Origin of the sequence: Pseudomonas sp. BLCC-B112 (assembly GCF_028550695.1) — a bacterium.
Taxonomy (GTDB): domain Bacteria; phylum Pseudomonadota; class Gammaproteobacteria; order Pseudomonadales; family Pseudomonadaceae; genus Aquipseudomonas; species Aquipseudomonas danubii.
Genome location: NZ_JAQQGK010000006.1, coordinates 511264 through 531383, shown reverse-complemented (window position 1 = coordinate 531383; position 20120 = coordinate 511264). Strand labels below are relative to the sequence as shown.

Here is a 20120-nt window from a genome sequence, read left to right as displayed (position 1 = left end):
GTCTCGTTGAATGCGTGGTGTGCCTGAACACTGCGTCCGGCGCGCTCCCTGTAGCCGCTGCCGAAGGCTGCGACAAGGCCCGAAGGGCCTTCTCTGGCCCTCAAGGCAATGCCGCCCAGCTCGTTCGCAGCCTGCGGCAGCGGCTACAGGGAACCCGGGGTCAGGCCGGCTCGCTGAAGTCGTAGTGCAATTCGTTGTCCCGCTGGCGAATGCGCACCCCGGCCAGCGCGCGGCCTTCGAGCATGCGGGTGAGGAACTCGCGGCTCATGTCCGGCAGCAGGCTGTTGGTCAGGATGGCGTCGATCATGCGGCCACCACTCTCGGTCTCGGTGCAACGGGAAACGATCAGGTCGATGACCTCGTCGTCGAAATCGAAATCCACCTTGTGGGTGCTTTCCACGCGCTTCTTGATCCGTCCCAGTTGCAGGCGGGTGATCGCCTTGAGCATGTCGTCGCTCAGTGGGTAGTAGGGGATGGTCACCAGGCGCCCCAGCAGCGCCGGCGGGAAGATCTCCAGCAATGGCTGGCGCAGGGCCTTGGCGATCTCTTCCGGCTCGGGCAGGGTCTGCGGGTTCTTGCAGACGTTGGCGATCAGCTCGGTGCCGGCGTTGGTGGTGAGCAGGATCAGGGTGTTCTTGAAGTCGATCATGCGGCCTTCGCCGTCTTCCATGACGCCTTTGTCGAACACCTGGAAGAAGATCTCGTGCACGTCCGGGTGGGCCTTTTCCACTTCGTCCAGCAGCACCACGCTGTACGGCTTGCGCCGCACCGCTTCGGTGAGCACGCCGCCTTCGCCGTAGCCGACATAGCCCGGCGGGGCGCCCTTGAGGGTGGACACGGTGTGGGCTTCCTGGAACTCGCTCATGTTGATGGTGATGACGTTCTGCTCGCCGCCGTACATGGCTTCGGCCAGGGCCAGGGCGGTTTCGGTCTTGCCCACCCCGGAGGTGCCCGCCAGCATGAATACGCCAATCGGCTTGTTGGGGTTGTCGAGGCCGGCGCGGGAGGTCTGGATGCGCTTGGCGATCATCTGCAGGGCGTGGTCCTGGCCGATGATGCGTTTCTTCAGGTGCTGGTCGAGGTTGAGCACGGTTTCCAGTTCGTTGCGGGCCATGCGGCCCACGGGAATCCCGGTCCAGTCGGCGACCACCGAGGCCACCGCCTGGTAATCCACGGTCGGCAGGATCAACGGGGTTTCGCCTTGCAGGGCCGTCAGGCGCTGTTGCAGGTCCAGCAGTTTTTCCCGCAGGCCGTGGCTTGCGTCGCCAACGTCGCTGTCCACCAGGCCGACGTTTTCCCGCAGTTGGGCGCGAGTCGCCAGCAGTTCGTCCACCAGGGTCTTCTCTTGCGCCCAGCGGCTTTCCAGCTCGGCCAGGCGCTCACGCTCGGCGGCCAGGAGGTTTTCGCTGTTGACCTGGCGGTTGCCGATGGCCACGCCGATCGCCTGTTCCCGGGCGATGATCTGCAGCTCGGTTTCCAGGGCTTCGATGCGCCGGCGGCTGTCATCCACTTCCGCCGGCACCGCGTGCAGGCTGATGGCGACGCGGGCGCAGGCAGTGTCCAGCAGGCTGACGGATTTGTCTGGCAACTGGCGCGCCGGAATGTAGCGATGGGACAGCTTGACCGAGGCTTCCAGGGCTTCGTCGAGGATCTGCACCTGATGGTGCTGCTCCATGGTCGAGGCCACGCCGCGCATCATCAGCAGCGCCTTGTCTTCCGACGGCTCGGCCACTTGCACCACCTGGAAGCGCCGGGTCAGGGCCGGGTCTTTCTCGATGTGCTTCTTGTACTCGGCCCAGGTGGTGGCGGCCACGGTACGCAGGGTGCCGCGGGCCAGGGCCGGTTTCAGCAGGTTGGCCGCATCGCCGGTGCCGGCGGTGCCACCGGCGCCCACCAGGGTGTGGGCTTCGTCGATGAACAGGATGATCGGCTTGGGCGAAGCCTGGACGTCTTCGATGACCTGGCGCAGGCGCTGTTCGAACTCGCCCTTCATGCTGGCACCGGCCTGCAGCAGGCCGACATCCAGGCTGCGCAGTTCGACGTCCTTGAGCGCCGGCGGCACGTCGCCGGCGACGATGCGCAGGGCGAAACCTTCCACCACCGCGGTCTTGCCGACCCCGGCTTCGCCGGTGAGGATCGGGTTGTTCTGGCGGCGGCGCATGAGGATGTCCACCAGTTGGCGAATCTCTTCGTCACGGCCGACGATGGGGTCGAGCTTGCCGCTACGGGCCTGCTCGGTGAGGTCGACGGTGAAGCGCTTGAGGGCTTCCTGCTTGCCCAGGGCGCTGGGGGCCATGGCGCCGCTGGCTTCGCCCGGCACCGCGCCGGCAGTGAAACCGTCGCTGGCGCTCAGGGCGTTTTCCGGCGAGTCGCCGATGTACTCGTCAAAGCGCTCGCACAGGGCCTCGATCTTGATCTTGTCGAACTCCCGGGACAGCCCCAGCAGCGCGTGGCGCAGGCTTGGCGTCTTGAGGATGCCGATCACCAGGTAGCCGGTGCGCACCTGGCTTTCGCCGAACATCAGGCTGCCGTAGACCCAGCCGCGTTCCACCGCTTCCTCGACGTGGGACGACAGGTCGGTGATCGAGGTCGAGCCCCGGGGCAGGCGATCCAGGGCTTCGGTCAGGTCCTTGGCCAGGCGCGCCGGCTCCAGGTTGAACTGGCGGATGATGCGGTGCAGGTCCGAGTCCGCAAGTTGCAGCAACTGGTGCAGCCAGTGGGCCAGTTCCACATAGGGGTTGCCCCGCAACTTGCAGAAGACTGTGGCGGCTTCGATGGCTTTGTAGGCAACGCTGTTGAGTTTGCCGAACAGCGCCGCGCGACTGATTTCACCCATGCTCTGTGCTCCTTGGTGTACGTGAGGTAGTGGCCAGGTCGGCGTAGTGCCGGGCCAGTATGAGATCCTTGGCATCACTGCCGGGTTGACCGAGCCAGGTGTTGAAACCCAGGCGCTGGCGGCCGTTGAGTTGCAGCTTGGGTACTTCGTCCTTGAGCAGGACCAGGTTCAGGTCCCAGTCCAGCTCGAAGCCCAGGTATTCGGCGACCCAGGCCACCAGTTCCTTGAACGGCTGGCCGTCGGGCAGCATCCCCTGGTAGTCCTCCAACTTCAGCGGACCCAGGCGAATGCGGAATTTGTGCTGGCGGTCCCAGACGTGGCTGCCCAGGCAGAAGTCCACCCCCAGCTGATGGGACTGCACCCCGACCCGGCTGCGCTCCGGCAGCTCTAGCCACTGGCCGACGTATTCCTCGATCGCCACCGGCAGGCCGAAATATTCGCCGATGATGGCGCGCAGGCCGTCCGGGTAGCGGGTCTGGGCCGCCAGGTGGCCGCTGTAATGCAGCTTGGCGGTGTCGGGAATCAACCCCTGCTTGAGCAGGCTGGGCATGCCCCGGCCACTCAGGGCCGCCAGGCGCGCGGACCAGTAGTCGTCGTCCGGGCGGTCGTGGCTCACCGTCGGCCGGGCTTCGGCCCAGGCCCGGTAGAACAGGCTCAGCAGACGATGGTGGAACACATCGAGAAAGCGCTTGCTGGTGCTGTCGGCGTTGTTGCGCTGGCGTTCGCGCACGTACTCGGTGATGTGCAGCGGCAGGGGGCCGTTGGGGCCGCCCAGGCCGAAGAAGAACTGCTCCAGGCGCGTGGCCGCGCCGTCGCTGCCCGGTGTGACCGAAGCCAGGGTCGAAGGCGCGAAGGTGCAATCGGCCTGCTGGCCCAGGCGCAGCGGATCGTCCGCCAGGCGCAGGGAGTGACCGAAGCGCGGCAGTTGCGGCGACAGGCATTCGATACGCCGCAGGGCCTGGAAGAAGTCGTACTCCCAGGGCTCGGCGTGCATCGCCGTCAGCGTATTCAAAGAGTCGGACGACGTCCGGGCTTGGCTTTCCATCGCATGATCTCGCCGCGTTCGGTGGTACGGATCACCGTCTCGGTAAAACTGTTGATCGACACGTAACGTGCCAGGAAGCGCTCGAAGACCGCGCCGAGCAGGAACACCCCGGTGCCGCGAAACGCGTTTTCATCGAATTGCAGGGTGATCTCCAGGCCCCGGCCGAAGACGATCGGCCCGGGCATCGGCAGGCGCCGGGTCACCGCCTTGCTGCTGACGTCCCGCAGGCCCTCGATCTGCAATTGCAGGGCCGCATCGTTGCTGTCGCCATACAGCCGTAACAGCTCGCGCAGGGCCGCTGCGCCCTGGCCCTGTTCGCTCAGGGACAGGTAGTTCAGCGACAGCTGGCTGATCAGGCGCCAGGCCTTGCCGTCATGGGCGTGGCTGGGGCGTGGTCGGCTGGGGCCGGCCAGGCAGCGGATGGCCTGCACCGGGGCGCTGTCGGCCAGGGTGAAGTCGGTCTTGGCGTTGCCGGTGTTCATGAATAGCGGCAGGTCGCGGTTGGTGCACAGGGCGCTGACCCCGAGCTGGCGCAAGTCATGGCGGTAGGGTGCCTGCTGGCTGTCCACCAGGCTGACGAAAGACTCACTGCCGATGTAAGTGGAGCGCGGGCCGTTGCGGCGCTGGTCGCTGGACAGCACCCGGGGTTCACGGCGGACGATGTAGTAAGCCTGGTCGCGGCCGTAGCGGGACGGGTCACGCACCGCGTAGAACGGCAGGAATGGCTGCTCCGGCCCGGTGCCGTGGCCACTGATGGCGGTCAGCGAGTGCACTTCGAAATCCATGGGCCGGGTGCGGTCGGCGATCACATGGTGTTCGTTGACCCGGTCGGACAGGTGGATGCGGTCCAGGCGCTTGGGAAACAGGTTGATCGCCGGGGTGCAGAAGGGCACGAACTGGGCACTGCCGACGCTGCCTTCCAGGCTCTGGTCGAAGCGCTCGAAGAGTACGATCAGCTCCAGCTCCTGGCCGGCGCAGCGTTGTACCGCACGGCCCAGCTGGGCGAACTCGACGAACAGGAAGCGGTTGGGCAGGGCGAAGTATTCCTGCAGCAGGCGATAGCCCTGGAAGGCCTGGGGCACCACTGGCAGGGCCGCGTCGCGGTCGTCGAAGCCACGGGAGCGCAGGGCGTCCAGTGGCAGGCGCTCGACCCAGTCGCTGCCCGGAGCCCGGGCGAACACCGCACAGGCGTTGCCCAGCAACTGTTCGTAGAGGCGGAACGGCAGCTCGTCGTTGCCGTTCAGGTACAGCGGCAACTGCTCCAGGGCCAGGCTGTTGAACGGCAACTCGGCACCGGTGCGCAGGGTCAGGCGCAGCCCGGCCTTGGCCTTGGGCTCGTTGGCGGCCAGGCGTCCGAGCACCGCTGCCGGGTTGCCGAAGTATTCGGCCTGGCTGACTTGCAGCGGCCACAGCGTCACCGCGTGAGCGGTGCGGTACTCGCAGCAGGTCTGGGTGTCGCGGCTCAGGGCGGCCCGCAGGCTGGTGTCGCGCTCCAGGGTGAAGCCGCTGCTCAGGGAGCCTTCATCGGGATCGGCCTGCAACTGCACCACGGTCATCGACGGGGTCGGCGCCAGGTAGTGCGGGTAGGCGATCTCCAGCAGGTTGTGGGTGAAGGTCGGGTACTCGGCATCGAGCTTCAACTGCACCCGGGCCGTCAGATAGGCGAAGCCTTCCAGCAGGCGCTCGACATAAGGGTCGGCGCAGTCCATGCCCGACAGGGTCAGGCGGCTGGCGATCTTCGGGTATTCCTTGGCGAACTCCGCAGCGCTTTCGCGCACGTGGTGCAATTCCTGGTTGTACAGCTCCAACAGGCGCGGATTCATGAGCGCCTCCGGGAGTCGGCTTGCACCACCCGGACATGCCCGGATTCCAGGTCCATGTCGGTTTGCAGCAGCAGGCGCAGGGGCATCGGCTGGGCCCACAGATCGCCCTCGATCTCGAAGCTCAGGGCGTTGTGGTTCATCTCGCCGGGCGCGGTGCGCGCGCGAACCCGCAAGGTGCTGCGCAGGATGCGTGGTTCAAAGGTGGCGATGGCCTGGTGGATCAGGCTTTCCAGGGCCGGAATATCGATGCTCGATGCGCTGTACCCGGCCAGGGCCGGCAAGCCGTAGTTGACCACCGACGTACCGGCGGGGGTGTGCAGGGTGGCATCGGCTTCCAGCAGGGAAGTGGTGTTGAGCAGCCATGCCAGGTCGCGCAGTACCGAGGCCTTGAGCTGGCTCAGGGACAGCACGCGCTTGTCCGGGCTTTCTTTCAGGTTGCCGGGTTCATCGTCGGTCAGACGATCCAGCAAAGAGGGTTGCAAGCGATCGCGGGCGGCGATGTCGGTTACCAAAGGGTTCGCTCCAGGATCGGATTGCGCAGGCATGACGTCACGAAAAGGGGCACAGGCGCACACCCCTGTAGCCGCTGCCGCAGGCTGCGAACGAGGACAACGTCCTCGCAACCCGGGCCATGCATGCAGCATGGCCCGGATCTATCGCCGCCGCGGCGCGACCGCAGCGGATCAGCGCTTGGTGTTCGAGCGGATGTTCCAGCCGTACTTGATCGGGCCGCCGTCCTTGGTGCCGTCGGCTTTCTGCGGCTGGTACTCGACCATCACCTGAGCGAAGTTCAGGGTGATGTTTTCGGTCAGGCGGTCATCGCTGCCCGAGCCGCCGGTGCTCAGGGACGTGATCAGCACTTCTTCCAGGTCGATGATCATGTACTCGACCTGGCTTTCGCCGCCGGCCTTGCGCACGGTCAGGCGCACCTTGTCGATGTGCTTGCCGCTGGAGCAATGCATCATCAGGTTCGGCGAGGCCTTGTCGACGTACTTGGTCAGCGACAGGTCCTGGATGTTCACCTTGCCCGCACCGCCGCCGCCACCCACGTGCATGTTGCCGGACTGGGACATGCCCCAGCTCCAGTTCAGCACGTCGATTTCGTCTTTGTGGGCTTTGTCCATGGACTCGCCCTTGATGTCACCGATCTTGATGAAAATATCAACAGCCATGTTTTCTCCCTGTGTGGCACTTGCCACGATGTTGATTCAGCGTCTGTCGCCGCTGCGCGAGGCCCTGGGGACCTTGCGCGGCTTGTGGCGGCGGCGACAGATTTGAGTCGGTTATGGGTCAGGCGCCCTTGGCGGACGGCAGTTTGGATACCAGGCGCAACGACACGGTCAGCCCTTCGAGCTGGTAGTGCGGGCGCAGGAAGAACTTCGAGTTGTAGTAGCCCGGGTTGCCTTCGACTTCCTCGACCACCACTTCCGCCGCGGCCAGTGGGTGCTGGGCCTTGGTGGTTTCGGTGGAGTGCGCCGGATCACCGTCGACGTAGTTGAGGATCCAGTCCTGCAGCCAGCGCTGCATCTCGTCCTTCTCTTTGAAGGAGCCGATCTTGTCGCGCACGATGCACTTCAGGTAATGGGCGAAGCGGCAGGTGGCGAACAGGTACGGCAGGCGCGCGGCCAGGTTGGCGTTGGCGGTGGCGTCCGGGTCGTCGTACTCGGCGGGCTTCTGCAGCGACTGGGCGCCGATGAAGGCAGCGAAGTCGGTGTTCTTCTTGTGCAGCAGCGGCATGAAGCCGTTCTTCGCCAGTTCCGCTTCACGGCGGTCGGAGATGGCGATCTCGGTCGGGCACTTCATGTCCACGCCACCGTCGTCGGTGGGGAAGGTGTGGGCCGGGAGGTTTTCCACCTCGCCACCCGATTCCACGCCGCGAATCCGCGAGCACCAGCCGAAATGCTTGAACGAGCGGTTGATGTTCACCGCCATGGCGTAGGCGGCGTTGGCCCAGGTGTACTTGGAACTGTCGGCGCCGTCGGTGTTTTCTTCGAAGGCGAAGGCTTCCACCGGGTCGGTCTTGGCGCCGTACGGCAGGCGCGCCAGGAAGCGCGGCATGGTCAGGCCGATGTAGCGCGAGTCTTCCGACTCACGCAGCGAACGCCAGCCGGCGTATTCTGGGGTGGTGAAGATCTTGGTCAGATCGCGCGGGTTGGACAGTTCCTGCCACGAACCCATGCCCATGACGGTGGGCGAAGCCGCGGCGATGAACGGGGCGTGCATGGCGGCGCAGACTTTCGACAACTCGCCCAAGAGCTCGACATCCGGTGGCGACTGGTCGAAGTAGTAGTCGCCCACCAGGCAGCCGTAAGGCTGGCCGCCGAACTGGCCGTATTCCTCTTCGTACATTTTCTTGAACAGCGGGCTCTGGTCCCAGGCCGTGCCCTTGAATTTCTTCAGGGTCTTGTGCAGCTCCGGCTTGGAGATGTTGAGCACGCGGATCTTCAGCTGCTCGTCGCTCTCGGTGTTGTTGACCAGGTAGTGCAGGCCACGCCAGGCGCTTTCCAGTTTCTGGAATTCCGGGTGATGGATCACCTGGTTGACCTGGGCGGTGAGCTTGGCGTCGATGGCGGCGATGATCGATTCGATCGACTTGATGGCGTCGTTGGACACCAGGTCGGTCTGTGCCAGGGCCTGTTCGGCCAGGGTCCGCACGGCGGTTTCCACGGCTTCGCGAGCGCGCTCGGTCTTGGGTTTGAATTCCTGCAGCAGCAGCGAAGCGAATTCGCTGGCCTGCTCGGTGGCGCCGGGTTGGGCCTGATTGTCACGCATCAATTCGGTCATGATCGTTGGTCCTGATTTACGCGTTCGGCTCGGAGTCCACAGGTTTTGGCGCACTCGCCAGGGCCTGGAGCAACGCCGGATCCTTGATGGCTTTCATGATGATTTCTTCAGCGCCGGTCTTGCCGTCCATGTAGGTCAGCAGGTTGGCCAGTTGGGTACGGGCCTCCAGCAGCTGGTTCAGGGAGTCGACCTTGCGCGCCACCGCGGCGGGGCTGAAGTCGTCCATGCTCTCGAAGGTGATGTCCAGGCTCAGGTTGCCTTCGCCGGTCAGTTCGTTGGGCACGTGGAACGCGACCCGTGGCTGCATGGCCTTGAGGCGCGAGTCGAAGTTGTCGACGTCGATTTCCAGGAACTTGCGATCGGCCACCGCCGCCAGGGGCTCGACGGGCTTGCCGGCCAGGTCAGCCATCACGCCCATGACGAAGGGCAGTTGGACCTTTTTCTCGGCGCCGTAGAGTTCGACGTCGTACTCGATCTGCACCCGGGGCGCGCGGTTGCGCGCGATGAACTTTTGAGAACTTTGCTTCGCCACGTTGTGCTCCTGGTCGCTGTTGCGACGGTGTTGGCGTCGGTCGGTGATTGCCGCTGACGATACTGTTCGGCCGTACCGGGGTTAGTCGGATTCGGGGCCGCGCAGGTTTTCAAATTGGGACATGCCATCGGGGATCAGATTGCGCACGATGGCCGCGAAATCGGCGTTGACCAGATTCTTGGCTCGGTTGAGCAGCACCGGCAGCGGGCTCGAAGGCTCGTGACGGCTGTAGTAGGCCAGCAGCCGGTCAAGGCTGTGCAGCACGTCCTCACGGCTGTTGATCTCGCCGGAAATCCGCGTTGCGGCTGGCGCCACGGGCGCGTTGCCGGCCTCGTTCGCGGGGGCTTCGGCGGGCTCATCGACCGGGCTTTCGCTGGTTTGCGGGGCGTGCTGGCCCAGCACCTGCAGTGCCAGGCGCAGGGGCTGCTTGAGGGCGCTGAGGTCAACGCCGCTGGCGGAACCCACTTGTTCGCTGACTTGCTTTTCGATGGATTCGGCCGCCGAGCGAGCGCTGCTCAAGGCGTGGCGAATGGCTTCCAGGTGCTCTGGGTCGCTGTCTTGCAGGGCCCCGGCCAAGTGATCGGAACCCAGGCTTTCGCCCGAGAAGTGCTGCAGGCCGGCGGCGTTCAGCGCCGCGCGCACGCTCACCGGGCCGAAGGTCCGGGAACGGGTGAGGATGGCTTCGCGCAACAGGCCGATAGTGGAGTCTGCTGCCAGGCCGGCCAGGGCATTGATCCGCACCGTGGGATCGTTGTCGTCGTCGGCGTCCAGGCGCGGGTGCAGCTCGGCCCAGTAATCACGGAGCAAGCCGTTGATCAGGTCGAGGCTGGTGGCCAGGCCCGGCAGGCCTTCAAGGGCCAGGGTACTTTGCAGGAGGAAATGGGTGATGCGCAGGTCTTTGCTGCGGGCCAGCAAGTCCAGGCTCTGTTGCTGGACGCTGCGCCAGTCCGGTGGCTCGGCCGGCAGGATCGAGTCGCCCATGCTGCGCTCGGGCTGGCCTTGTGCGGCCCGCTCCAAGTGCAAGAATTCCGCGTCATATTCCAGGTCTTCGCCACAAGGCGAAGTTGCTGAAATAGCGGCGAGCAACATCGGTACATCCACCTGGTTCGATCTCCCTATCAGCCTGCAGGACAGTCAGGCAATTAATGCACTAGTTGTTTGTGAACTCGCGCACATTTCTTGGTTAACATGGACTCATTGATACTAGTGAGCCATCATCCGTGTTCAAGAAGTTGTGCATTTTTGGTGTAGTAGTTGTGGCTTGTCAAGGTAAGCTATTCGCCCCGCATGACAGTGTTATGTCGACTTACTTAGTTCCTTGACCGGCGAGTCAGATTGGGGCGGGACGAAAGGCTTTTGTCATCTGTGTAGTTTAAGTTGAGCGATCATGCTGTGAACGGTGCTGTTTAAAGGATTTTTTGCGGGTTTTTCATTTTTTACGGAACTTTTTCCCCGCCGCCGGTTCGCACGCGGAAGTACAGCAAGGAGGCGCAATGTCGCTGTGTTTGACTATCACTAGTTATCACAAGATTACCCCTGGCCAATGCCCTGAGAAACTAATGGATCAGGGAATGATGGCAATTGGCCGCAGTTCCGATAATGACTGGGTACTTCCTGATCCCGAGCGCTTAGTTTCAGCGCGACATTGTGTCATCCAATACAAGGATGGCCGTTATTATTTGACCGATAACAGTACTAATGGTGTGGAGTTAGTCCGTGCCGGTATTCGTATGCGCCGGGGTAGCAGTGAGCCATTGGAAGATGGCGAGGTTATTCGCATTGGCGATTATGAAATCAGTGCGCGGATCGATTTCAGTCTCAATCGTGCTCAGGTTGAGGCCTTTTCCGGGGACAGCTCCAACAGTTTCGAAGCGCTGATGGGGCGCCACTCGTCGCCTCCCACGCCGATCGAGCCGATTGCCATGGCGCCGGTGGCGCATTTTCAGGGGGCTTCGGCCCAGGACACTTTTCCTGACCTGTTCGATTTCCTGACTCCGAGCGCCACGCCTCCGGCCACTCAGCCCGATCACGTGCCCGCCGAGCAGCACGATTTTCGCCCGCCGACCCCCACGACCGTGCCTCAGCCCGTAGCTGCGCCTCAGCCGGCTGCGCCCCAGGGCGCGGCGGTGATTCCGGAGGACTGGGACCTGTTCGGCGAAACACCGGCCCGACCGGCTCCGGTGGCGAGCGCAGCGCCAGTGGCAGCGCCGCCTGTTGCCCCGGACCCCTTTGCCAGCGTCGCTGAGTTCAGTGCAGTACCACCGCAGCCGCAGCCGCAGCCGATCGAGGTCGCAGCCGTGGTGCCCGTTGCCCCTGTCGCCCCTGCGGCTCCCGTTGCGCCAGCGCCAGCGGCCGAGCCGGGGCCACAAACCGACCTGTTGCAAGCCTTCCTGCGGGGCGCCGGGCTGGACCAGCTGCGCATCGACCCGCAGCAGGCCCAGGCGCAGATGGAAAGCCTGGGGCGCAGCTACCGCTTGATGGTGGAAGGCCTGATCGATGTGTTGCGTGCCCGCAGCAGCCTCAAGGGCGAGTTCCGCATGCAGCAGACCATGATCCGCCCGGTGGAAAACAACCCGCTGAAGTTTGCCCCTAACGTGGACGAAGCCATGCTCCTGCTGCTGCGCCACAGCAACCAGGCGTTCATGGCCCCGGACCAGGCGGTGCAGGAGAGCTTCGACGATTTGCGGGCTCACCAGCTGGCCGTCATGGCCGGTGTGGAAGCCGCGATCAAGCACCTGCTGGGGCGCTTCGAACCCACTGAGCTGGAAGCCCGCATGGCCCGCCCCGGTGGCCTGGGCAACCTGTTCAGCGGTTCGCGGCAGGCGCAGAACTGGCAGCAGTTCACGGCGCTCTACAAGCAGATTTCCCAAGAGGCCCAGGACGATTTCCAGGACCTTTTCGGTCGTGAATTCAGTCGCGCCTACGAAGAGCATACCCACCGGCTGCGCCGTTCCTGAGCGCGCCTGGAACCCCCCGAACACACGGATACACGGACAGCTGACACGTCATTGAGGACGCAGGATGATTCAACGATTGCTGACATTGGTCGCCATGCTGGTACTGGCGGCCTGTGCCAAGGACGCACCAACGCCCGCCGAGCCGGCCAAGGAAGAACCTGGCGCCACCACCGTCGAGCTGCGTTTCCAGGCCGTGGCCGGGCTCAACCCGGGCCCTGACGGCCTGAGCACGCCGGTGCGGGTGCGGATCTTCGAACTCAAGAACCCGGCCACCTTCATGCGCGCCGACTACTTCGCCCTGGCGGAGCGGGCCCCGGCCACCCTGGGCCCGGACCTCATCGACCAGGATGAAGTGCTGGTCAAGCCCGGCGACCAGTTCACCCTCAAGCGCACCCTGGACCCGGCCACCCGTCAGGTCGGCCTGTTGGTGGGCTATCGCGAAGTGGACCAGGCCCTGTGGCGAGTCGGGGTCAACACGGCGCAGCGCCTGAACAATCAGTATCAGATCGTCCTCGATGTCCGCGCGATCAGCGCCGAGCTCGTGGCCCCCCCATCCAGCCCTGCCCAATAGGCAATCGGAGCAACCATGTCCTGGAACAATCGCGTGGTCTGGTCGGAAGGCATGTTCATTGGAACCCAGCACTTCCAGCAGCATGACCGTTACCTGGAAAACCTCATCGATGCCCGCAGCCGTCCGCTGTCGGCAGGGGCCTGGGGATTCTCCGAGCTGCGTATCGATCAGGGCCTGCTGGCCCAGGGCAAGCTGGCCATTGTCAGCGCCCGCGGCCTGTTGCCCGACGGCACACCGTTCAACATTCCCCATGACGACCTGGCGCCGAGCCCGCTGAGCATCGACGACAGCCTGCGCGATGGCCTGGTGTACCTGGCGCTGCCGCTCAAGCGCGCCGGCGCCCGTGATACCGTGGACGAAGGCGAGGAGCTGGGCGCTGCCCGCTACCTGAGCCAGGTGCGCGAGGTGCGGGACGACAACGCCCCCTTTGAAAACCGTGCGCCGGTGGCGGTGGGCTCCCGGGCCTTGCGCCTGCTGACCGCGGCGGACGGCCTCAGCGACTACGCCGCCATCGGTGTGGTGCGGGTCAAGGAAAAGCGCGCCGACCGCGCCCTGGTGCTGGATGACAGCTACATCCCGCCGCTGCTGGATGTGGCCGCGTCCAAGCCCTTGAGCGCCTTTCGCAGCGAGCTGCTGGGCCTGCTGCACCAGCGGGGCGAAGCCCTGGCCGGACGGGTGGTGGCTTCGGGGGCCGGGGGCGCTTCGGAAATCGCCGACTTCATGCTGCTGCAACTGGTCAACCGCGCCCAGCCGCTGGTCAGCCACCTGAACCAGATCAGCCCGCTGCACCCCGAGCGCTTGTACAGCGAACTGGTGAGCCTGGCCGGCGAATTCTCGACCTTCTCCAACAGCGCTCGACGCCCCGCTGAGTACCCGCAGTACCAGCACGATGAGCTGGCCCTGAGCTTTGCCCCGGTGATGCAGGCCCTGCGCGAGGCCCTGTCGATGCTGATCGACAGCAAGGCGACGCCGATCCCGATTGTCGAGAAAGCCTATGGCGTGCACGTGGCCATGCTGGCGGACCGCACCTTGCTGGAGAGCGCCAGCTTCATCCTGGTGGTGCGCGCCGACGTGCCCGGCGAGACCCTGCGCGGGCGCTTTGCCCAGCAGAGCAAAGTGGGCTCGGTGGAGCACATCCGCGATCTGGTCAACCTGCAGTTGCCGGGCATCGGCCTGTTGCCGCTGCCGGTGGCGCCACGGCAGTTGCCGTATCACGCCGGCTCCACCTACTACGAGCTCGACCGTGGCAGCGAGCACTGGAAGCAGCTGGTTCATTCCGGCGGCTTCGCGTTCCACGTCGCCGGGGAATTCCCGGGCTTGAACCTGGCCTTCTGGGCCATTCGAGGATAAGTCGCGATGCATCCTTTCGACGATTCGGCAGGGCAGCCGTCCCCGGCCAATGACCGCACCCAATTCATGCCGCGCCCCGGTGGCCGTGCTCCCGAGCCCGGGCGTCCGGCTCCGGCGCCAGCGCCGTCCCTGGCCATGCCGGCGGCGCCGCTGCCGGCCGGCCAGGCCCAGGGCCTGAACCCCCTGGAGAGTGCTGCCGGCCCGCTGCTGGCCTTGCTCACCCGGCTGCGCAACACCCTGGCCCATCCGGCGCCGGCCAGCCTGCGGGCGCAACTGCTGGCCTACCTGCGCCAGTTCGAGGAGCGGGCCGAGGCCGCCGGCGTGCCGCGCAACGATGTGCTGCTGGCCCGCTATGCGCTGTGCACCGCCCTGGATGAAGCAGTGCTCAGCACCCCCTGGGGCAGCACCAGCGACTGGGGCAAGCAGAGCCTGCTGATCACCGTGCACAACGAAGCCTGGGGCGGCGAGAAGGTCTTCCAGTTGCTGGAGCACTGCCTGCAAAGCCCCCGCGAGCGCCTGTACCTGCTGGAGCTGCTGTACCTGTGCATGTGCCTGGGTTTCGAAGGCCGCTACCGGGTGATGATCGACGGTCGCAGCCAGCTCGAAGCCCTGCGCGAGCGCACTGCGGCGATCATCCGCAGTGCCCGTGGCGAGCATGAGCGCGAGCTCTCGCCCCATTGGCGCGGGGTCAGCGTGGCCCGTGATCGCCTGGCCCAGTTCATGCCGCCCTGGGTCGGTATCGCCATCGGTGTGGCCTTGCTCCTGGCGCTGCTGTTCGGCCTGCGCCTGAAGCTGGCGGCGGACGCTGAGCCGGTGTTCAAGAACATCCATGCCCTGGGCGAGATCCCGGTGCAGACCCTGGACCGCCCGGTGATCCAGCCCAAGATTGTCGAGCGTCCGCGCCTGGCGGGCTTTCTTGCCGAGGACATCAAGGCCGGGCGGGTGGCGGTGGAAGACGCCGTCGACCGTTCGGTGGTGACCATCCGTGGCGACGAGCTGTTCGCCTCGGCCAGCGCCAGCATCCTCGATGACTACCAGCCGCTGATGCTGCGCATCGCCGACGCCGTGCGCAAGGTCAAGGGTCAGGTGCGGATCACTGGCCACAGCGACAACCGACCGATCGCCACCTTGCGCTTCCCGTCCAACTGGAAGCTGTCCCAGGCCCGCGCCGAATCGGTGTTGCAGATTCTCGCAGCGAAGACCGGGCAGCCGGAGCGCTTCAGCGCCGAAGGCCGCAGCGACACCGAGCCGTTGGCAACCAATGCCACCGCTGAAGGGCGGGCGCGCAATCGTCGGGTAGAAATCAGCGTATTGGCGGAGGGAGTCGAGTGAAGGCGTTTTTCAGTTTTGTGACGCGCTGGGTGATTCCACTGCTGGGGCTGATCGCCCTGAGCCTGATCATCTGGTTCATTGGCCCGTTGCTGGAGTTCCTGGTGCCGGAAGGGCGGCGTTGGGCGCTGATCATTGTCATTTTCGCGGTGTGGATCGGCTACCGGGTGTTTCGCATCATCCAGGCCCGCCGGCACGCGGCCAAAGTCCTGCAAAGCCTGGCCGCCGATACCCCGCCGGACCCGGACAGCGTGGCCACCGCCGAGGAACTGGCGGCCCTGCGCCAGCGCATGGACGAAGCCCTGGCGCTGTTGAAGAAGGCCAAGCTCGGCGGTGACGAGCGGCGCAACCTCTACGAGCTGCCGTGGTATGTGATCATCGGGCCACCGGGCTCGGGCAAGACCACCGCGCTGGTCAACTCCGGCCTGCATTTTCCCCTGGCCGCGCAGCTGGGCGCCGGTGCCGTGCGCGGCGTCGGCGGCACCCGCAACTGCGACTGGTGGTTCACCGATCAGGCCGTGCTGCTGGACACCGCCGGCCGCTACACCACCCAGGACAGCCATGCCGCGGTGGACAAGGCGGCCTGGCTGGGCTTTCTCGACCTGCTGAAAACCCAGCGTTCGCGGCGGCCCATCGATGGCGCCTTCGTCGCCATCAGCCTCTCCGACCTGCTGCTCAGCAGCGAAGCCGAGCGGGCGGCGCATGCTGCGGCGATTCGCCTGCGTATCCAGGAGCTGTACACCCAGCTGGGAGTGCGCTTCCCGATCTACCTGATGCTCACCAAGCTGGATCTGGTGCCGGGTTTCATGGAGTTCTTCGATTCCCTGAGCAAGGAAGAGCGGGCCCAGGTCTGGGGCATGACCTTCGCCCTGGATGACGGCAAGAGTGGCGACAGCCCCCTGGCCCAGTTGCCGGCGGAGCTGGCGGCCCTGGAGCAGCGCCTCAACGAACGCCTGGTGGAGCGCCTGCAACAGGAACGCGATCCGGCCCGGCGCGACCTGATCTACGGCTTCCCGCAGCAATTCGCGGCGCTCAAGGAGTCCTTGCAGGGCTTCCTCGAAGGCGTGTTCAAACCCAACGCCTTCGAAGAGCGCGTGCTGCTGCGTGGGGTGTATTTCACCAGCGGCACCCAGGAAGGCAGCCCCATCGACCGCCTGATCGGCGCCATGGCCCAGAGCATGAACCTGGACCGCCAGCACCTGGCGCGGCAGACCGGCACCGGGCGCAGCTACTTCATCGAGAAACTGTTCAGTGCGGTGGCTTTTGCCGAGCGCGGGCTGGTGGGGGTCAACCCCAAGGTCGAGCGGCGGCGTAAATGGATCGCTCGGGGTGCCCTGGCGGCCACCGTGGCCCTGGTGCTGGTGGTCAGTACCTTGTGGATCATCAGCTACCGGGCCAACCAGGCCTATATCGCTCAGGTCGACCAGCGCGTCGGCCCGGTGCGTCAGGACGTGCAAAGCCTCAGCCCGGCCCAGCGCGATGTGCTGGCAGTGCTGCCGCTGCTCAACGCCACGCGCAACCTGGCCGGCGATGCCCCGGGCTGGGCCGAAGGCCTGGGTCTGTATCAGGGCGATATGCTCGAAGCCGAGGCCGCCAGCGTCTATCGCAAGCTGCTGGTGGCGGTGTTCGCCCCGCGTTTGATGACCCGCATCGAAGAGCAACTGCACAGCGGCGGCAACTCGGACTTCCTCTACGAGGGGCTCAAGGCCTACCTGATGCTGGCGGACAGCGAGCACTACGATCCGGACTTTATCAAGGCCTGGATCACCCTGGACTGGGACCGCACCCTGGCCCGCGACCTGCCGCCCGAGCAGCGCCAGGCCCTGACCGGCCACCTGCAGGCGCTGTTCGAAAAACATCCACCCAATGCGCGGCTGGACCAGCGCCTGATCGACGACCTGCGCCGCCAGCTGCAACAGCTGCCGGTGGCCCAGCGCGTGTATGACCGGGTCAAGCGCGCCAAGCTGCCGGACGGTGTGCCGGACTTCCGCCTCAGCGAGGCCGGTGGCCGTGACGCGGCGCTGGTGTTCACCCGCAAGAGCGGCAAGCCGTTGAGCGAACCCCTGAGCGGGCTGTTCACCGCCAAGGGCTACCGCGAAGGCTTCCTCCTGGCCAGTCTCAACCAGGCCGGCACCCTGGCCGAAGAGCAGTGGGTACTGGGCCGCGATCAGGCCGACCAGCAGAACGTCGCCAGCCTTGCCGCCGACGTGCGTCGCCTGTACTTCCAGGACTACCTGCGCCAGTGGGACGCCTTGCTGGCGGACATCGACTTCGTGCCGATCACCAGCGTGGCCCAGGCCGCGGACGTGCTGCGGATTCTTTCCGGTCCCACCTCGCCGCTGAAGAAGCTGTTGGTGGCGGTGGCCAAGGAAACCGATCTGCAACAGGAAGAACGCCTGTTGGCGGTCCAGGGCCAGAAGGTCGAGGGCGGTGTGGATCAACTCAAGCAGCGCCTGGGTTCCCTGCTGGGCCAGGAACAGGCGGGCAATCCGGCGGCCGTGGCCAGCAGCGAAGACCCGGTAAGCGCGCATTTTGCCGAGCTCAACAGCCTGGTGAGCAAGGGCGAAGGCGAGCCGGCGGCCATCGACGGCCTGCTGGCGGACATGAATGCCCTGTACGTGCAGGTCAGTGCCATGGTCGGGGCCAGCGGCGATGCCTTGCTGGGCGAGGCCAAGAACCAGGCCAGTGCCGCGGCGGCGCGGGTCAGCCTGACCGCCGAGCGCCAGCCGCCGGTGGTCCAGGGGCTGGTGAAATCGGTGGTCAGTTCCACCACCAACACCATGATGGGCGGGGTGCGCAACCAACTGAATGCGGCCTGGGTCAGCGAAGTGGTGAACGTTTATCGCCAGTCCCTGAGCGGGCGTTATCCGATGTCGCCGGGCAGCTCGCGGGACGCGACCCTGGAAGACTTCGGGCAGTTCTTCGGCACCGGCGGGGTGATGGACAACTACTTCCGCAAGTACCTGCAGCCTTACGTCAACACCTCGACCACCACCTGGAGCTGGCAGCCGGGCGCGGCGCAGAAGCTGGGCATTTCCCCCGGCGTGCTGCAAACCTTCCAGCGCGCCTCGAACATCCGCGATGCGTTCTTCCGCTCCAGTGGCGGGACCCAGCCGGCGGTGCGTTTCGAACTCAAGCCGGTGGCCATGGACGCCAATATCAGCCAGTTCCTCCTCGACCTGGATGGCCAGCAACTGAGCTACGACCACGGTCCGAGCCGGCCGGTGGCCATGCAATGGCCGAACCCGGGGAGCATCGGCGTGGTGCGCCTGTCGATCATGCCGCCATCGGCCACTGGGCGCTCCGGGATCACCCTGGACGGCCCCTGGGCCTGGTTCCGTTTGCTGGAGCAATCGGACCTGACCGCCACCAACTCGCCGGACCGCTTCAACCTGCGGCTGCGGGTGGATGGCGCGAGCATCTCTTACGAACTGCGGGCCAGCAGTGCCTTCAACCCGTTCAAGAGCCGGGTGCTCAGCGGCTTCAGCCTGCCGGAGCGGCTATGACGGTGGTCGGCCTGTACGGCAAGTTGGCCAGCCGCGGCGATTTTGTCAGCCGTGGCTTGCCGCAGAGTTTCATCGGCCCTTGGGACAGTTGGCTGGCGGCGGGGTTGCTGGCCAGCCAGAACGCCCTGGGCGAGCAGTGGCTGAACGCCTACCTGGTCAGCCCGCTGTGGCGTTTTGCCCTGGCCCCGGGAGTCTGTGGGCCGCAGGCGGCGGTGGGCGTGGTGATGCCGAGCATCGACCGGGTCGGGCGTTACTTCCCCCTGACCGTGGCCGCCTTGCTGGAGCCTGAAAGCGATGTGGCCTCCCTGGTGAGTGGCCCGGAGCTGTGGTTCGAACAGGTGGAAGAGCTGCTGCTGGCGACCCTGGACCAGGACGCCAGTTTCGAAGCCCTGGAGGACGGGTTGCAGGCCCTGGGAGCGCCGAGCCCGGCGACTCGCGCCGAATGCAGCCATTTCGCCGGCCTGCAGCGGTTTTATGTCAGCGATCCACAGTCCCGTGGCGCGATCCTCGCGACCCAGGGCAGTGAAGGGTCGAGCGCCTGGTGGGGCCGGGGTTCGCCGTCCATCAGCCCGATGCTCCTGCGTTGCCAGGGGCTGCCGCCGGCCAGCGATTTTGCGCAATTTTTGCTCGGACAAGAAGGTGCCGTCTAAATGGGTTCAGCGCCACAACTGTCCTACCAGTCCGCCAGCTACAGCCATGTCGGCATGGTGCGGAAAATCAATGAAGACGCCTGGCTCGAAGCCCCGGAAGCCGGCCTCTGGCTGGTGGCTGACGGCATGGGCGGGCACGCTGCCGGGGATTACGTCAGCAGCCTGATTGTCGATAGCCTGCGCGGCATTGCGCCGGTCGACAGCCTCGACCATTACGTCGCCGCGCTGCGCAATGGCCTGGCGGCGGTGAATGCCGCCGTGCGCGAGGAAACCGCCAATCGCGGGGTGACCATGATGGGCAGCACCGTGGTCCTGCTGGCGGTGCGCGGTGCTCGGGCGGTGTGCCTGTGGGCCGGCGACAGCCGCCTGTACCGGCTGCGGGACGAGCAGTTGGAAAGCATTTCCAGGGATCACAGCTACGTCCAGGACCTGCAGGACAGCGGCCTGCTCAGCGAAGCCGAGGCGCGGGTGCATCCCCGGGCCAATATCGTCACCCGGGCCATTGGCGTCGAAGCCCAGTTGGAGCTGTCCCAGGTCGACCTGCAGGTGGAGGACGGCGACACCTTCCTGCTGTGCAGCGACGGCTTGAACAAGACCGCCGAAGACTTCGAGCTGCGCGATGTGCTCAGCCACAGCGAGCCCAACGACGTGGTGCGCAGCCTGATTCACCTGGGCCTGACCCGGGGCGCGCCGGACAACATCACCGCCATCGTGATCAAGGCCGCAGGACAGTGACC

General features: G+C 65.6%; 15 protein-coding genes. 7 read left to right on the top strand and 8 right to left on the bottom strand.

The window, feature by feature from the left end; all coding sequences use genetic code 11:
- Positions 1-160 precede the first annotated feature (160 nt).
- From tssH to tssA, 8 genes are all read right to left on the bottom strand, one after another.
- Positions 161-2836 carry a type VI secretion system ATPase TssH gene (gene tssH / locus PQT43_RS18980; protein WP_272754433.1) on the bottom strand — a complete coding sequence of 892 codons (2676 nt, stop codon included), beginning with the start codon at positions 2834-2836 and terminating at the stop codon, positions 161-163.
- Positions 2829-3881, bottom strand: a complete 1053-nt coding sequence (tssG, locus tag PQT43_RS18975) for a type VI secretion system baseplate subunit TssG (protein WP_253084099.1) — start codon at positions 3879-3881, stop codon at positions 2829-2831. Before tssG ends, tssH begins: the two co-directional genes overlap by 8 nt.
- Positions 3845-5704 (bottom strand): type VI secretion system baseplate subunit TssF, encoded by a 1860-nt coding sequence (tssF, locus tag PQT43_RS18970; RefSeq protein WP_272754432.1) that lies wholly within the window; start codon positions 5702-5704, stop codon positions 3845-3847. The genes tssG and tssF overlap by 37 nt, the downstream gene beginning before the upstream one ends.
- Positions 5701-6216 (bottom strand): type VI secretion system baseplate subunit TssE, encoded by a 516-nt coding sequence (tssE, locus tag PQT43_RS18965; protein ID WP_102862292.1) that lies wholly within the window; start codon positions 6214-6216, stop codon positions 5701-5703. Before tssE ends, tssF begins: the two co-directional genes overlap by 4 nt.
- Positions 6217-6387: 171 nt before the next feature.
- Entirely contained in the window at positions 6388-6876 is a 489-nt protein-coding gene (locus PQT43_RS18960; protein ID WP_011064257.1) for an Hcp family type VI secretion system effector, read from the bottom strand.
- 118 nt (positions 6877-6994) lie between these two features.
- Positions 6995-8488, bottom strand: a complete 1494-nt coding sequence (tssC, locus tag PQT43_RS18955; protein ID WP_272754430.1) for a type VI secretion system contractile sheath large subunit — start codon at positions 8486-8488, stop codon at positions 6995-6997.
- A 16-nt stretch (positions 8489-8504) separates the two neighbouring features.
- Positions 8505-9020: a type VI secretion system contractile sheath small subunit gene (tssB, locus tag PQT43_RS18950; protein WP_102881305.1), complete on the bottom strand. Its 516-nt coding sequence runs from the start codon at positions 9018-9020 to the stop codon at positions 8505-8507.
- An 81-nt stretch (positions 9021-9101) separates the two neighbouring features.
- On the bottom strand, positions 9102-10121 hold the full coding sequence (gene tssA, locus PQT43_RS18945; protein WP_272754429.1) for a type VI secretion system protein TssA: 1020 nt from the start codon (positions 10119-10121) through the stop codon (positions 9102-9104).
- Between the two features lie 392 nt (positions 10122-10513).
- On the opposite strand from tssA, the gene tagH reads away from it, so the two are divergent.
- The 7 genes from tagH (at position 10514) to PQT43_RS18910 (ending at position 20118) form a co-directional block, all read left to right on the top strand.
- Positions 10514-11977, top strand: a complete 1464-nt coding sequence (tagH, locus tag PQT43_RS18940) for a type VI secretion system-associated FHA domain protein TagH (protein ID WP_272754428.1) — start codon at positions 10514-10516, stop codon at positions 11975-11977.
- Positions 11978-12041: 64 nt separating this feature from the next.
- Complete coding sequence (gene tssJ / locus PQT43_RS18935; protein WP_102881302.1) at positions 12042-12548, top strand: type VI secretion system lipoprotein TssJ; 507 nt, start codon at positions 12042-12044, stop codon at positions 12546-12548.
- A 15-nt stretch (positions 12549-12563) separates the two neighbouring features.
- Positions 12564-13898, top strand: coding sequence for a type VI secretion system baseplate subunit TssK (tssK, locus tag PQT43_RS18930; protein ID WP_102862287.1), 1335 nt, complete (start codon positions 12564-12566; stop codon positions 13896-13898).
- Between the two features lie 6 nt (positions 13899-13904).
- Positions 13905-15230 carry a DotU family type VI secretion system protein gene (locus tag PQT43_RS18925; protein ID WP_102862286.1) on the top strand — a complete coding sequence of 442 codons (1326 nt, stop codon included), beginning with the start codon at positions 13905-13907 and terminating at the stop codon, positions 15228-15230.
- Positions 15227-18733: a type VI secretion system membrane subunit TssM gene (gene tssM, locus PQT43_RS18920; RefSeq protein WP_267269114.1), complete on the top strand. Its 3507-nt coding sequence runs from the start codon at positions 15227-15229 to the stop codon at positions 18731-18733. The genes PQT43_RS18925 and tssM overlap by 4 nt, the downstream gene beginning before the upstream one ends.
- Positions 18730-19383, top strand: a complete 654-nt coding sequence (gene tagF / locus PQT43_RS18915; protein WP_102881300.1) for a type VI secretion system-associated protein TagF — start codon at positions 18730-18732, stop codon at positions 19381-19383. Before tssM ends, tagF begins: the two co-directional genes overlap by 4 nt.
- Positions 19384-20118 (top strand): PP2C family protein-serine/threonine phosphatase, encoded by a 735-nt coding sequence (locus tag PQT43_RS18910; protein ID WP_102862283.1) that lies wholly within the window; start codon positions 19384-19386, stop codon positions 20116-20118.
- Positions 20119-20120: the final 2 nt, after the last annotated feature.